We start from the raw sequence: 13,551 nt of genomic DNA, 5'->3' as shown, positions 1-13,551 counted from the left end.
ACCCCACAATAGGAAAAATAGAACTCGAGCATTCTGCCCCTCCGGCGTTGTGGCACAGGGGAATCCCGCGCCATGAGAGAGGCATGAAATATTATGTGGCGGAAAAATCCGGACCGGCGGGCCTAGGCTGGCACCAGGAAGGCTCCGCCACATAATCTCGCCCGACGCATAAGAATGGATCCGAGCCGGCATCGCGCACCAGTGCCAAAAGGCCGTCGGGACCTTTGCGGTTATGCGGAGCCCTGCATAACCGCAATTATGTGGAGCGCCGGATTATGCGGAGTCCGCAGCAACCAAGGCCAATTCGTCCGTTGATTCCAATGTGTTAGAGCGCTCTATCTGCTTTCTTGCTCGGCATAATTGTTGTCGTCTCTCGACGTCATTTGACCTCGAGAGGAGACCACATTGTCAAAGTCGAAGGAAGTTCTGCTTGAATGCACGCGATTGATGGACCCGGGCGCCTTGCGACCGTTCGTAGAAGCGTTCACGAGCCGATTGTTGAGCCTGGGACACACCCGCCTGACGGTGTCAGGCTACGAAGCCTCGGCTCGTCACTTCGGACATTGGCTGCAAAGCGCCAAGATCGCTGTCGCGGAGATCAACGAGGATACGGTTCGCCGCTTTGCGCGACATCGATGCCGCTGTCCCGGCGTTCGACGAGCCGATCGCCTGTCCGCCAAATACGTGAACCGGACGCGGCGGTTCGTGAGCTTTCTGGCGGAATGCGAGGTCGTTACGCCATTGACGCAGGATGAGCCGCGTGCCCACGACGACCAAGTCCTTGCATTCCAGATTTGGCTGAGACGGCACCGGGGCATTTCTGAGCGCACAATCGGTCGCCATGGCCGAATGGTCATGCGGCTGCTTCCGGCTTTGGGTCCCGATCCAAGGCACTACGATGCCCGTCTTATTCGGCAAGCGATCCTGGATGAAGGCAAGCGAACTTCGCCAGCTTACCTCAAGACAATGACGATGGCGCTGCGGGGCTACCTCAGATATTTGGCAACCCAAGGCCTATGCCGGCCGGGGCTTGATCATGCGATCCCGACGGTGCCGCAATGGCGGTTGTCGGCCTTGCCGCGCTACATCTCCCCGGCGGAAGTTGAGCGGGTCATTGCGTCGTGCGACGTTACGACGCCAATGGGCATCCGCGACCGCGCGGTGCTTCTGCCACTTGCACGTCTCGGCCTGCGCGCCGGCGACATTTCGGGAATGCGCCTCGACGACATTGACTGGCGCGAGGGAACCTTGCGTGTCCGCGGCAAAGGACGCCGCGAGGTCCAGCTTCCGCTGCCCCAGGACGCTGGCGACGCGATTATCGACTATCTGCGAGACGCCCGTCCGCCTGCCGCCTGTGAGCAGATTTTCCTGCGGACCGTTGCACCGTTTCGGCCATTGGTGAGCGCGAGTGTCTCGAGCATCGTCAGCCTTGCGCTCGCGAGGGCCGGCATCGACCACGCTCCGTCCCGAGGCGCCCATCTTCTGCGGCATTCGGCAGCAACCAGCATGCTGCGGGCCGGCGCCACGCTGGACCTGATTGGAACCGTGCTGCGCCATCGGTCGGTCGACACCACCGCCCACTACGCAAAGGTTGACGTCGACATGTTGCTTCGGGTTGCCCAGCCCTGGCCGGGGAGTGCGTCATGCTGAGCCAGGATCTCGCACGCTATGTGGAACTGCAGCATAGGCTGGGCTTCAGGTTCCGCGTCCAGAACACGCTGTTGAAGAGCTTTGTTGCCTTCGCCGAGCGACACGACGACCGACATCTCCAAGCTGCCCGCGTGCTCGAATGGGCGAGGCTTGCGTCTTCGCCACAGCAGCGCCGCAACCGACTCCTGACGGTCCGCCGCTTTGCGCTGGCGCTGTCGGCCGAGGATCGGCGTCATGAGATCCCGCCCGCTGACGCTCTGGGCCGCAGCCCGTTGGAGCGACGGATTCCGCATATCTACAGCGCGGACGAGATCGCCGCGCTGATGCAGGCGGCTGCCCGCCTGAAGCCGGCAGGTTCGATCCGGCCGTTAATGTACGAGACCCTGTTCGGCTTGATTGCCGCCACCGGCATGCGCATTTCCGAAGCCCTCTCGCTTCAGCTCGATGACCTGACCGCCGATGGCCTGATCATCCGACAGACCAAGTTCCACAAGAGCCGCTTGCTGCCGCTCCACGGCACGACATGCGACGCTTTGGACCGGTATTTGGTTGCACGCCGCCGGCTCGGTACCTTGAACAATGCGCTATTCGTTTCCGCCGCGGGCGCATCGCCGGCCTACAGTACCGTGATCGCCAACTTTCTCCAGCTCGCGCGCTCGATCGGCCTGCGAGGAGGCCCCGGCCAACCGGGCCCCTGTATTCATGATCTACGGCACACCTTTGCCGTACGCTCACTGGAGCAGTGCCGGCACGATCGCGATGCCGTCGGCCGTCATATCGTTGCCCTCAGCACCTACCTCGGCCATGCCCACGTCACCGACACCTATTGGTACCTGCAGGCAACACCGATCCTGATGAGGCAGATCGCGGCGGCCGGCGAGGCCTTGCACCAAGGAGCCGTCTCATGACCGCGCTGGCTCCGCATCTCACCGCCTTCCTGCGCGAGCATCTGCCGCACGAGAGGCGAGCGAGCCCGCACACCTGCGCGGCCTACGCCTACAGCTTTCAGTTGCTGCTCTGCTTCGCGGCTGCCCGACTGCGGACCACCCCATCCGGCATCGAGATTGAGCAGCTCGATCCGTCGCTCATTCTCTCCTTCCTGGAACACATGGAGGAAGGACGCGGCAACTCGGCGCGCACCCGCAACGTCCGTCTTGCCGCCATCAAAGCCTTCTTCCGCTTCCTCGAGTATAGGCTCCCGTCCTGTCTGGATCAGGCACGCCGGATCCGGGCGATCCCGATGAAGAAGGTCGACGAGGCCCTCGTCAGTCATCTCAGCCGCGACGAGATGCAGGCTCTGCTCGACGCGCCGGACCCGCGTCAGGTCTCCGGCATCCGCGATCGGGCGATGCTGCATCTGGCCTTCGCTGCCGGGCTGCGCGTGTCCGAACTCGTCAGCCTCCGCATCGACCAGATCGACCGCCAGACGGTCGCCAGCATCCACGTCATGGGCAAAGGACGCCGCGAGCGCGTGCTGCCCCTGTGGAAGGAGACCGCAGCGGCATTGAAGGCTTGGCTGGCGGTCCGCCCGGCGAGTGGCGACGCCGAGCTCTTTCTCAATGCGACGGGACGCGCGATGACCCGGTCCGGATTCGAATATATCCTGGCCAAGCACGTTGCCACCGCGGCGCGGAAGCAACCGTCCATTGCCGACAAGCGCGTCACTCCCCACGTCTTGCGCCACACCTGTGCCATGCACACGCTGCAGGCGACCCGGGATGTCCGCAAAGTCTCGCTCTGGCTCGGTCATGCCAGCCTCCAAAGTACGGAAATCTACCTGCGGGCCGATCCGACCGAGAAGCTCGAGGCGCTCGCCGCGATGGCGCCGCCGTCGCTCAAGTCGGGTCGCTTCCGCTCTCCCGATAAGCTGCTGGCCATGCTCAAGTCCGTCAGCCGATCGGCAGATTATGTCGAGTGATCGCTGCTCAAATACCGCAGGCGGCAAGGAATTGCCGCTGCGGACTCCGCATAATCCGGCGCTCCACATAATTTCTAAAATCGACGGGATGACTGGCGACCAACACCTTCACGCCAGCCGGGATCATGCCTGGCGAACCGCCCGGATAATCCGCACCAGCTGCTCCTCATTGATATCGGCACCGGCGCGAATGACCACGCCACCCAGCTCGATCTCCACCGACGCAGACGCTGTCGGCGTGACCTCGACAAAGCCGAGCCGCTCCGCATCCCTGTGTGGCGTGACCGCACCGCTCTTGATCGCCTTGCTCCGCCAGCCGAACAGCTGGGCCGGCGCCATCCCCGCTTGTCTGGCAATGGCCGATACATTCGCGCCCGGCTTCAGTGTCGCCTCGATCAGCCGCGACTTCGCTTCCGCCGACCAGCGCCGCCGCGGACGCTGCGGGCTTGCCTCCAGTCGGTTGGCAACCGCTTCAAGAACATGGAAACTTCTATCATCAGGCATAGGCGCAGACATAGAAATTGACACTGCAAGCTCCTCGGCTCCTTGCTTCAGTATCAGTATGTCTCGCTCATCACCTCAAGCCGCGCCAGATGGGGTCAGCTTGGCGCTTACATCCTTTGTCGCAATGGGCCGCAATCTCAGTGGTCGAGCCGGCGCCGACTGCTTGCCCTGCTGCGGCGGTCATCGGCTGCGCAAGCTGGGTGAGGAGTGAGGATATCACCGACACGCTGGAGGTAGTGCCGCGGCAATGGAAGGTGATCCAGCACGTGCGGGAGAAGTTCACCTGCCGCGACTGCGAGGCGATCAGCCAGGCTCCGGCGCCGTTCCACGCCACCCCGCGGGGCTGGGCCGGTCCCGGCCTGCTGGCGATGATCCTGCGCTAGAAGTTCGGCCAGCATCAGCCGCTCAACGGCCTGAGTGAACGCTATGGCCGCGAAGGCGTGCTCAGCCTGTCGACGCTCGCCGACCAGGGCGGCGCTGATGCCGCTGTTCAGGCGGCTCGAAGCGCATGTGCTGTCCGCTTCGTCTGCACGGGGACGATACGACGGTTCCGGTCCTGGCCTGGACAAGACCAATATCGCGCGATGACCGACCGTTCGGCGGCGCCGATCCGCCGGCGGCAGTGTTCTACTATTCCCGCGACCGTCGAGGGGAACATCCCGTGGCGCATCTTCGCCGGCTGGAGTGGCATCCTGCAGGCCGATGCCTTTGGCGGCTATGGTGATCTCTATGCGATGGGTCGTCAGCCGTAGACCCGGATGACGCTAACGATGACGACGGAATCTTGGCCTTCACCGATGAAGTCATCGAGGAGGTCGAACTCCTCCTCGAAGAATATCATCGAGTCTCCCCATCTAAAGCTTGACCGCAGTGTCAGGTGCTCATGGCCGCCGGATAGGCACGTCTGCGGTCTTCACCGATGGATACGTTTATCACCTGGGCGTCGCCGTCCGGAGGATCCCTTCGCCTAGTCGGCGTATAGGGTGCTCCGTCGGGTGAACAAAATTCCCGCTTTTCAAAATCCGGCCATTCTTGCGGAGCTCTCGTTGACACATGGGTCGGACGGCTATAAATAGAACGTCGTTCGTGTAACACAAGGAGAGCAGCATGCTGCATAAGGTCCTGATCGTAATTGGCGATGCTACCGAAACGGTGGACACGCTTTACCCTTTCCTGCGAGTGCAGGAGGAAGGCTTTCAGGCCGTGGTCGCCGGTCCAGAGCGACGTCGCTACAACATGGTTATGCACGAACATACCGCCGGATGGGATATTACGCGGGAGTGGGAGGGCTACAAGATCGATGCTGAAATTGCATTCCGCGACATTAATCCTGCAGAGTACGCTGGAATCTTTTTTAGTGGTGGTCGCGCGCCGGAGTATATCCGGGAAGATCCTGACCTCATCCGCGTCACTCGGTATTTCTTTGAACACAACAAGCCAATTGCCAGTGTTTGCCATGGTGTAGAAATTCCGGCGAGGGCAGGCTGCGTTAAAGGGCGTCGAATGAGCTGCGTGCCTAAATGCCGGTTTGATTTGGAAGTCTGTGGCGGGATCTACGAAGATGCGCCGTTCTGCGTCGACGGCAATCTCGTTAGTGCTATGTACTGGAACTATCACCACCTTTACATGAAAGCCTGGATCGGCCTGCTAGACGCGGAGCGCCAAGCAATGCAGCAGCGCGATGCTGCATGAGGCCTCACGTTTACCAATCGCTGCGGCAGTCGACTTCGGTGGTACGAAGGTCGCAGTCGGCTTTGTCGATACTGCCGGACACGTCCTCGGGAGCACTCAGTTCGCTACTGCTAGTGATGGACCAGCTGAGGTTGCCGAGGCCGCGGCCAAAGCACTCACAGCCCTGTCGGGGCGCCTGGAACTCAACCTACTGTCATTAGTTGGGGTGGGTGCCACGGTGCCAGGCTCAGCTGACACGGGATCCGGCATTCTACGCTTTGCCCCGACACAGGGTTGGCGCGATGTACCCTTCGCCGCAATGCTGTCGACCGCTGTCGGACTTCCAGCATCGATTGGAAATGACGTCAACGCCTGCGCCTTAGCGGAGCAGCGCTATGGCATCGCAAGGTATTGTTCGAACTTCCTGTGGGTCACGGTCTCGACCGGCATTGGAGGCGCGCTGGTACTGAATGGACGTCTGTTCGAAGGCGCTCGCTCACTTGCTGGTGAAATCGGTCATGTGGCAGTCGCCGTTACTGGACCAAGATGCGGTTGCGGCCGCATCGGCTGTCTCCAGGCGGTGGCGTCCGGCACCGCAATTCATGCAGCAGCCATCGAACGCGGGCTCGCCGTGGCGGGTGGGCGTGAAGTCTTTGACTTAGCCAATAGTGGAGACGCGCGAGCAACAGAGATCGTTGACGCAGTGCATCGCCATATCGGCCTCGCGCTTTCGCATGCGGTTAACCTGCTCGACCTGGACATGATCGTAATCGGTGGCGGGGTGGCCGACAGCCTAGATATCACTCGACTGGAACGGGAAGTTTTAGAGCACGCGATCACTTTGCCCGAGCATTTGCCTCAGGTGGCGAGGACAACGCTTGGTTCGGACGCAGCGCTGATAGGCGCGGGGCTTCTGGCAATTTCGAAAAGGGAAGATTTCGCGCAATGAAACCAATTGAATATGTTACCACAGTCCAAGGCGCCTTGGGGCGCACGGACTTTGCTGCGGTCAGCCGTGCAATCGAAGCGTTCGAGACCGCGTTTCGCGAGGAACGCCAGATATTCGCCTTCGGAAACGGCGCTTCGGCGGCGCTGGCCAGCCATATGGCTACAGATGCTGGAAAATTGCTAATTGCAGATGATGGCTTCGGTGGGCGCAAGCGTCTCCGAATTCAGAGCCTCAACGACAATTGCGCTTGGCTGACAGCCATTGGCAACGACATCGGTTACGAGGCTGTATTCACTGAGCAGTTGGCCAATTTCCTTCGCCCCAAGGACTTGGTCATCGGCATCAGCGGCTCTGGCGGCTCGCCAAACGTGCTCCGAGCACTGGAGTTTGCAAAATCTCGTGGCGCGATGATCATCGGCTTCACCAGCGCTAGACCAACGGCGGAAACCATGGCTGGCCTGTGCGATGTCTGCTTGCGAGTGCCTCTCGAGATGATGGAGCAGATCGAAGATGTTCACGTGATCTACCACCATATCATTGTTCGGGGCGTCTACGACGCAATCACCGGCCAAGCAGGACGCTGAGACCATGACCTCCGCTGCCGCAGCCGTCGCCTGAGAGTATGCCTAACAGTGCTCTTTCTGGCTGACCTGATCATGTGCAGTTGACTCCCAATACGCTTTCCGAAACCCAAAGGATTATCTGCAATGAAAATTGCTCTGCTTGAAGTAAGCCACTGGCATGTACCTCTTTATTTACCAGCTCTCGAACAGCCGGGCATTGAGGTCGTCGCTGTGTCGGACTCGGATAGATTAAAAGGTTCGGAGATCGCGGCCCGCTTGGGATGCAAAGAATATAACTCTGTAGAGACTTTGTTGGCCAACGAGCAGCCCGACTTTGTATTTGTTTTCGGCCGCCACCCAGATCTGCCGCGAATTGGAAAGTTGCTGGTTGAGCGCCGCATACCGTTCTCGCTGGAAAAACCGTGCGGCACGAATGCCGATCAAGTAGCAGAATTGCGCAAACTTGCCGAAGCGGCCGGAGTCTACGTCGCCGTCCCTCTGAACTTCCGAATGGGCGAGGTGTTGGACACGCTTTCGGAGATCAATGGCACGCTGCCGACGGATATCACAAACTTTGCAGTTCGATTTATCGTGGGTCCGCCGTCGCGATACATAAACGCTGGAGCGTCCTGGATGACGGACCCGGCGATTGCCGGCGGCGGCTCGACTATAAATGTCGGGACACACTTCATAGATCTCTTCCTATTGTTGACGGGAAAGCCTGTGTCGACTGTCTCCGCCATGATGAGCTCACGGTGCCATGGCGAGCAGATCGAGGATCATTCGGTCGTCACCATGCGGAGTGAGGACGGAACGGTCGGCGTGGTGGAAACAGGGTACGCATTTCCCAGCGCTGCCGACATTAAGCGAGAATTTACGTTCACAATCGGATCCCGAAAAGCTTACGTCCAAGGGGGTAACGACCAAATTGCCTACCGATTGCGTGATCAACTCGAGCTTGGGACTCAGACCCGAAGGGTTCCGTTCGACACCGACCTGTTTTATCCCCTCTTTGTGGACAGGGTCCTGGGGGAGATGGCCGCCGGAGTTAAGCCGTTTTCCGGTCTTCGAGAAGCGGAAGACATGATGCGGATCATGGATGCCGCCTATGCATCCGCTCGAGCCGGCGGGGCCCCGCAGCTTGTTCAAAACTCTTCGCGAGTTCGAGAGTGACGACACGGCACCCCCAAGCGAGCCTTCTGGTATCCTACTTCACCGCTTCGAGACGACGCGCGTAACGGGTCAATTCTGGCAAGGTGCAGCCGGCGCGTGGGGGCAATAACACTGGTCTCACGCCACACGCCGGGTCGGGGGATGGCCTGCGGCCTAGGGGAAGCGCTACAGTGGTTGTAGATCCTGGGAAAACAAACGCCGCTCGCCAACTGACGTTTTAATACGTGCGGAGCGGTTTAGTCTTCACTCGACATTCAGCGTGCCGCGAAGTGTGAGATTACCCGCGAGGGATATTGACGCCATGGAAAATCAACCCACGCAAAGCCGGCCTTCACGTGAGGTTGAGCTTTGACTTGTTTTGGCCCAGGCCCGACCACACACAACTGATTGGATGGACATGAAGACGATCAAAGGCCCCGCCATCTTTCTTGGCCAGTTTACAAGCGATCGCGCGCCGTTCGATTCCTGGGACGCGATCACCAAATGGGCGGCCGAAATGGGATATGTCGGAGTGCAAGTGCCAAGCTGGGCCGACCGGTTGATCGACCTCAGCAAGGCAGCGAGCTCTAAAGACTATTGCGACGAATTCGCCGGCGTCGCGCGAGAAAACGGAATTGAGTTGACTGAGCTTTCCAGTCATCTGCAGGGCCAGTTAGTCGCTGTGCACCCTGTTTATGACGAGTGTTTCGACGGTTTTGCAGCAAGTAAAGTACGCGGGAATCCTAAGGCGCGCCAGGAATGGGCCGTCGATCAGGTGAAAATGGCGATAACAGCGTCTAAGCATCTCGGCATGAAGGCGCATGGGACTTTCTCCGGCGCGCTCGCCTGGCCCTATCTTTATCCTTGGCCGCAACGGCCGACGGGCCTTATCGAGACTGCCTTCGACGAGCTTGCGAAGCGCTGGATGCCAATCCTTAACCACGCGGAGGATTGCGGCATCAACGTGGCTTACGAGATACATCCAGGCGAAGACTTACATGACGGTGTCACCTTCGAGATGTTCCTGGATCGGCTGAAGAACCATCCGCGCGCAAACATGCTCTACGATCCGTCGCACTACGTGCTTCAGTGCCTCGACTATCTCGACCACATCGACATCTACAAGGACCGGATCAAGATGTTCCACGTCAAGGACGCGGAATTCAATCCGACCGGGCGGCAGGGCGTTTATGGCGGCTACCAGGGCTGGATTGAGCGCGCCGGGCGCTTCCGTTCGCCGGGCGACGGCCAAGTGGATTTCGGATCGATCTTTTCCAAGATGGCGGCCAACAATTTCGATGGCTGGGCCGTTGTCGAATGGGAATGCGCACTGAAGCATCCGGAAGACGGTGCGAGAGAGGGCGCCGAGTTCGTAAAGGCCCATATCATTCGCATCACCGAGAAGGCTTTCGACGATTTCGCCGCGAGCGGTGATGACGGAGCAGCCAATCGACGGATGCTGGGTCTTTAGGGAGGTTGATCATGGCAATTGAAGGTAGCCGAAATGAGACGCGGAATTCACGCATCCAGCTCGGCATGGTGGGCGGCGGGGCCGGCGCATTCATCGGTGGGGTGCACCGTATCGCAGCCCGGCTTGATGACCGATTCGATCTAGTTGCTGGGGCACTCTCTTCCACGCAAGAAAAGTCGATTGCATCTGGACGCGAGCTTGGACTCGATCCGTCGCGTACCTACGGGTCATATAAGGAGATGGCGATCCGCGAGGCGCGGTTGAAGGACGGCATCGAGGCGGTCTCGATCGTCACGCCTAACCATTTGCATTACCATGCAGCCAAGGAATTCCTGCGGCGCGGCATACATGTCATCTGCGACAAGCCGCTGACTTCCAACCTCACTGACGCGAAGAAGTTGAAGAAGGTAGCAGACGAGAACGGTGTACTGTTTATCCTCACCCACAATTACACCGGCTATCCGATGGTGCGGCAGGCGCGCGAAATGGTTCGGAATGGCGACCTCGGAAAAATTCGCGTCGTGCAAGTGGAATATGCACAGGAATGGCTGACCCAAGCGGTCGAGCAGACCGGCGCCAAGCAGGCCATGTGGCGCGCCGATCCGGCCCAGTCGGGCGCCGGCGGTGCGACCGGAGATATCGGTACGCATGCCTATAACCTCGCCGACTTCATCACTGGCTTGACCTTGACAAGCCTCGCCGCCGATCTCGACAGTTTTGTCGAGGGCCGCCGTCTCGACGACAACGCGCATGTGATGTTGCGGTACGAGGGTGGCGCCAAGGGCGTGCTCTGGTGTAGCCAGGTAGCGCCCGGCCATGAGAACGGCCTGAGAATCCGCGTCTACGGCATCAAGGGCGGCATCGAATGGGTGCAAGCCGATCCGAATTACCTATGGTTCACTCCGTTCGGCGAGCCAAAGCGCCTTATTACCCGAAACGGCGCGGGTTCGAGCCCAGCGGCCGCCCGTGTTTCTCGCATTCCGTCCGGCCATCCTGAAGGTTTTCTTGAAGCGTTTGCAACGATCTACACGGAGGCCGCCCACGCCATCAACGCTGCCAAGCAGGGCGTTGCGGTCGACAAGGCCGTCATATATCCGACCGTGGATGACGGCGTGAAGGGCGTTGTGTTCGTTCAGGCCTGTGTGACTTCTTCCAATAGGAACGGTGCCTGGGTCAGCGTGTAAAAGACCAATGACCGGGACATCCCTTCAAGCCTAGCCCCTCTTGACCGACTCCGAGAACACCGAAATCAATCAGCCCTAACAGCAACCAGGCTGCCGAGGACCAACCTCGTCAAACTGTACGGACTTTTGTGAAAACGCTGTCCGGGAATTAGCGGAATCGCTGTCCAGCTTTTGCGAAGCGCGCACTTAAGAAAAATTGATGCTTCGAATTGGAATCTAATTCTATTTGAAAATTGCTTGCGAAGCCCAACTGGTTAATCTACGCGGACGTAACTTGGAAAGAGATGCAAAAATGAGTTGGATACGGGACATCGTGGCGGAAACCGTCTTGGCGGACACGCACGAACATCTTGTCGAAGAGTCCGTTCGAACCTCCTGGGTCCAAGGAAGGCGGCTACCTTGCGATGACTGGTCCCTCCTCTTTAAGACTTATGTGCAGGACGATCTGCGTTGCGCCGGGATGGGTGCAGCGGAGGAGCAGCGCTTCTACGATCCCCAGGTCTCTCCGGTGGAAAAATTCAATCTCTTGCTGCCATTTTGGGAGCGAGTGCAACATACCGCATATGCGCAGGCAGTAGCCTATACGATCAGAGAATTGTACGACATCGACAGCTTCTCTCTGAAGAATGTCGAAGAGCTTGCAGAGAAATATCGTCAGACTAGGAAGCCCGGCTTTTATCAGCATATCATTCAGGGCGTTTGCCGTATCTCCGAGTGCCAAGTGAACTCGGTGGAAAAAATATATATGGAGACTGCGCAGCCTTCATTACTCAAGCAAGATCTAAGCATCATGGAGTTAAGCCGATGCAGTCAAGCCGATATCAAAAGGGTGGAAGCAGAGACAGGCTCTAAAATTGACTCCTTCAACGACTGGTTGGCTGCGATCGACGGCTATTTCGAACGGCACGGAAAAGGCGCCATAGCCGTTAAATACGCAGGCGCCTACTATCGACGTTTGAAGTTCGAGCACGTCGAACGACACATGGCGGAAAAATATTTCGCGACCCTCACCGCCGAACGTCCCTTCATTGGGCCAGAGGGATCGCAGGCGCTGGAGGACTATCTCTTTCACTACTGCCTTGCCAGGGCCGAAGAGTATAAATTGCCGGTGAAGTTGCATACCGGATATTTGGCCCGAAGAGACTTCATGCAATTATCGAACGTAAAAGCGAACGCGGCCGACGTATGCCACCTGCTCCAGCGATATCCCGGCATGCGCTTCATCCTAATGCACATTGGTTATCCTTATCAACATGAGTACATCTCGCTGGCTAAGCAGTATAAGAATGTCTATGTCGATCTTTGCTGGGCTTGGATCCTAAATCCTTTCGCCTGTACTCAATTTCTTACTGAGTTTGTCGTAACTGCACCAACACACAAACCATTGACTTTTGGAGGTGATTACATAATAGCTGAAAATATTGTTGGGCATAGCGTCATCGCTCGTAGAGGAATATCGGAAGGCTTGGCTGCGCTTTTCGAGCGTAATTGGATAGGACGTGATTCAGTCACTGAACTTGCCGCACGGCTTATGCATGCAAACGCTCAGGAATTGTTTCGAAAATGACGTCGCACCGTCTTTCGTTCGATCGCACCTCGCGTAACTTTTCTACCCAAGTGGCATCGTGCGGCGGCTGCATTACCTCGCCATCATCGTTATACTTGGGAACCGACATCGCGGGTGAGCAGAACCCCGTACTTGTCGCAAATCTCCCGAACACGCTTGAAATAGCCCGGAACTGCCGGGGTGGTGCCGTTCGTGGTGCCGGTGATAGTTTCCGCGACAAAAGCCATTGCGGTGTGGGGGCCCAGTCCCAGAATAGCCTGCTCCAACTCATTGGCCACACGCAATCCATATTGCTCAGGTGTTTCGCCTTCCAATCGCCCCCTGTATTCGTAGCAGGGCGATACGTGGAATACATTTGGAATGATCTCTTCGAAAGGTGTGCGGCGCGCTACCTGATAACCTATGCCCAGCCCCGTGAGGGCGGCTCCGTGGTAGCTGTTCCGCCGGCCGATAACTTTCTTTCGCTGCGGCTGACCGATCTCTACAAAATACTGCCGAGCCGTCATTATTGCCGTTTCGACCGCCTCGGACCCGCTGTTGGTAAAGAATACCCGCGTGAGGCCCTCTGGAGCATCCGTCGTCAGAATGGACGCGAGTTCTTCGAGCGGCTCTGACGTGAACATAGCGGAGTGGAAGAAAGCCATCTTTCCTATTTGGTCCCCTACCGCCTCGATAACGGGTTCTTGGCTATGGCCTAGGCACGATACGCACGCACCTCCAGCGTAGCCGTCGATATATCGCTTGCCGTCCTTGTCGAATATGTACATGCCGTCACCTTTGGCAGCGACTGGAAGATGCCGCTTCGGAATTCGGTGGAACGTACGCATCCGGTGAAGACCGCAGACGTGCGCATCCGGCAGCCAGGAGAACCTGAGCACCGGAGTGCTGGGGTCAAGCTTTCTTTGGGGAGACGCGATGATAT

Annotated in this window: 12 protein-coding genes and 1 pseudogene; 11 read left to right on the top strand and 2 right to left on the bottom strand. The window is 58.6% G+C overall.

Annotated elements, in window-relative coordinates; genetic code table 11:
- The first annotated feature begins 447 nt into the window (after positions 1-447).
- The 3 genes from NKH23_RS33460 to NKH23_RS33450 are packed head-to-tail and all read left to right on the top strand — an operon-like array spanning position 448 to position 3,568.
- Positions 448-1,650: a site-specific integrase gene (locus NKH23_RS33460; protein ID WP_353000924.1), complete on the top strand. Its 1,203-nt coding sequence runs from the start codon at positions 448-450 to the stop codon at positions 1,648-1,650.
- The gene (locus NKH23_RS33455; protein ID WP_352639863.1) at positions 1,644-2,558 is read left to right on the top strand and encodes a tyrosine-type recombinase/integrase; all 915 of its coding nucleotides are present in this window, start codon (positions 1,644-1,646) and stop codon (positions 2,556-2,558) included. The genes NKH23_RS33460 and NKH23_RS33455 overlap by 7 nt, the downstream gene beginning before the upstream one ends.
- Complete coding sequence (locus NKH23_RS33450; RefSeq protein WP_353000926.1) at positions 2,555-3,568, top strand: tyrosine-type recombinase/integrase; 1,014 nt, start codon at positions 2,555-2,557, stop codon at positions 3,566-3,568. The genes NKH23_RS33455 and NKH23_RS33450 overlap by 4 nt, the downstream gene beginning before the upstream one ends.
- 123 nt (positions 3,569-3,691) lie before the next feature.
- Here the strand turns inward: NKH23_RS33450 and NKH23_RS33445 are convergent, their stop codons facing one another.
- Positions 3,692-4,072, bottom strand: a complete 381-nt coding sequence (locus NKH23_RS33445; protein ID WP_245274633.1) for a transposase — start codon at positions 4,070-4,072, stop codon at positions 3,692-3,694.
- Positions 4,073-4,212: 140 nt separating this feature from the next.
- On the opposite strand from NKH23_RS33445, the pseudogene NKH23_RS33440 reads away from it, so the two are divergent.
- From NKH23_RS33440 to NKH23_RS33405, 8 genes and pseudogenes are all read left to right on the top strand, one after another.
- Positions 4,213-4,821 (top strand): annotated as a pseudogene (locus NKH23_RS33440) (IS66 family transposase); the annotation flags it as partial.
- 358 nt (positions 4,822-5,179) lie between these two features.
- On the top strand, positions 5,180-5,764 hold the full coding sequence (locus NKH23_RS33435; RefSeq protein ID WP_353036604.1) for a DJ-1/PfpI family protein: 585 nt from the start codon (positions 5,180-5,182) through the stop codon (positions 5,762-5,764).
- Positions 5,754-6,692 carry an ROK family protein gene (locus tag NKH23_RS33430; protein ID WP_353036602.1) on the top strand — a complete coding sequence of 313 codons (939 nt, stop codon included), beginning with the start codon at positions 5,754-5,756 and terminating at the stop codon, positions 6,690-6,692. The genes NKH23_RS33435 and NKH23_RS33430 overlap by 11 nt, the downstream gene beginning before the upstream one ends.
- The gene (locus NKH23_RS33425; RefSeq protein ID WP_353036600.1) at positions 6,689-7,276 is read left to right on the top strand and encodes a D-sedoheptulose-7-phosphate isomerase; all 588 of its coding nucleotides are present in this window, start codon (positions 6,689-6,691) and stop codon (positions 7,274-7,276) included. The genes NKH23_RS33430 and NKH23_RS33425 overlap by 4 nt, the downstream gene beginning before the upstream one ends.
- 123 nt (positions 7,277-7,399) lie before the next feature.
- Positions 7,400-8,428, top strand: a complete 1,029-nt coding sequence (locus NKH23_RS33420; RefSeq protein ID WP_353036598.1) for a Gfo/Idh/MocA family protein — start codon at positions 7,400-7,402, stop codon at positions 8,426-8,428.
- Positions 8,429-8,825: 397 nt separating this feature from the next.
- Entirely contained in the window at positions 8,826-9,878 is a 1,053-nt protein-coding gene (locus NKH23_RS33415) for a sugar phosphate isomerase/epimerase family protein (protein WP_353036596.1), read from the top strand.
- Positions 9,879-9,889: 11 nt separating this feature from the next.
- The gene (locus NKH23_RS33410; protein WP_353036594.1) at positions 9,890-11,062 is read left to right on the top strand and encodes a Gfo/Idh/MocA family protein; all 1,173 of its coding nucleotides are present in this window, start codon (positions 9,890-9,892) and stop codon (positions 11,060-11,062) included.
- A gap of 292 nt (positions 11,063-11,354) precedes the next feature.
- Entirely contained in the window at positions 11,355-12,629 is a 1,275-nt protein-coding gene (locus tag NKH23_RS33405; protein ID WP_353036592.1) for an amidohydrolase family protein, read from the top strand.
- An 89-nt stretch (positions 12,630-12,718) separates the two neighbouring features.
- On the opposite strand, the gene NKH23_RS33400 is transcribed toward NKH23_RS33405, so the two are convergent.
- Positions 12,719-13,551 (bottom strand): aminotransferase class III-fold pyridoxal phosphate-dependent enzyme (locus NKH23_RS33400; RefSeq protein WP_353036590.1); only part of this gene is annotated, 833 nt, incomplete at its 5' end.

Origin of the sequence: Mesorhizobium sp. M1328, assembly GCF_040318075.1 — a bacterium.
Lineage (GTDB): Bacteria > Pseudomonadota > Alphaproteobacteria > Rhizobiales > Rhizobiaceae > Mesorhizobium.
Note: the sequence above shows the minus strand (reverse complement) of the source record. Positions and strands in the feature narration are given on the sequence as shown.

What these genes read in the sequence shown, in the direction of transcription:
- NKH23_RS33450 (WP_353000926.1), top strand. Translation starts at nt 2,555, where the DNA reads ATGACCGCGCTGGCTCCGCATCTCACCGCCTTCCTGCGCGAGCATCTG.
- NKH23_RS33405 (WP_353036592.1), top strand. Translation starts at nt 11,355, where the DNA reads ATGAGTTGGATACGGGACATCGTGGCGGAAACCGTCTTGGCGGACACG.
- NKH23_RS33445 (WP_245274633.1), bottom strand. Translation starts at nt 4,072, where the DNA reads ATGCCTGATGATAGAAGTTTCCATGTTCTTGAAGCGGTTGCCAACCGA.
- NKH23_RS33460 (WP_353000924.1), top strand. Translation starts at nt 448, where the DNA reads ATGGACCCGGGCGCCTTGCGACCGTTCGTAGAAGCGTTCACGAGCCGA.
- NKH23_RS33455 (WP_352639863.1), top strand. Translation starts at nt 1,644, where the DNA reads ATGCTGAGCCAGGATCTCGCACGCTATGTGGAACTGCAGCATAGGCTG.
- NKH23_RS33430 (WP_353036602.1), top strand. Translation starts at nt 5,754, where the DNA reads ATGCTGCATGAGGCCTCACGTTTACCAATCGCTGCGGCAGTCGACTTC.
- NKH23_RS33420 (WP_353036598.1), top strand. Translation starts at nt 7,400, where the DNA reads ATGAAAATTGCTCTGCTTGAAGTAAGCCACTGGCATGTACCTCTTTAT.
- NKH23_RS33410 (WP_353036594.1), top strand. Translation starts at nt 9,890, where the DNA reads ATGGCAATTGAAGGTAGCCGAAATGAGACGCGGAATTCACGCATCCAG.
- NKH23_RS33415 (WP_353036596.1), top strand. Translation starts at nt 8,826, where the DNA reads ATGAAGACGATCAAAGGCCCCGCCATCTTTCTTGGCCAGTTTACAAGC.
- NKH23_RS33425 (WP_353036600.1), top strand. Translation starts at nt 6,689, where the DNA reads ATGAAACCAATTGAATATGTTACCACAGTCCAAGGCGCCTTGGGGCGC.
- NKH23_RS33435 (WP_353036604.1), top strand. Translation starts at nt 5,180, where the DNA reads ATGCTGCATAAGGTCCTGATCGTAATTGGCGATGCTACCGAAACGGTG.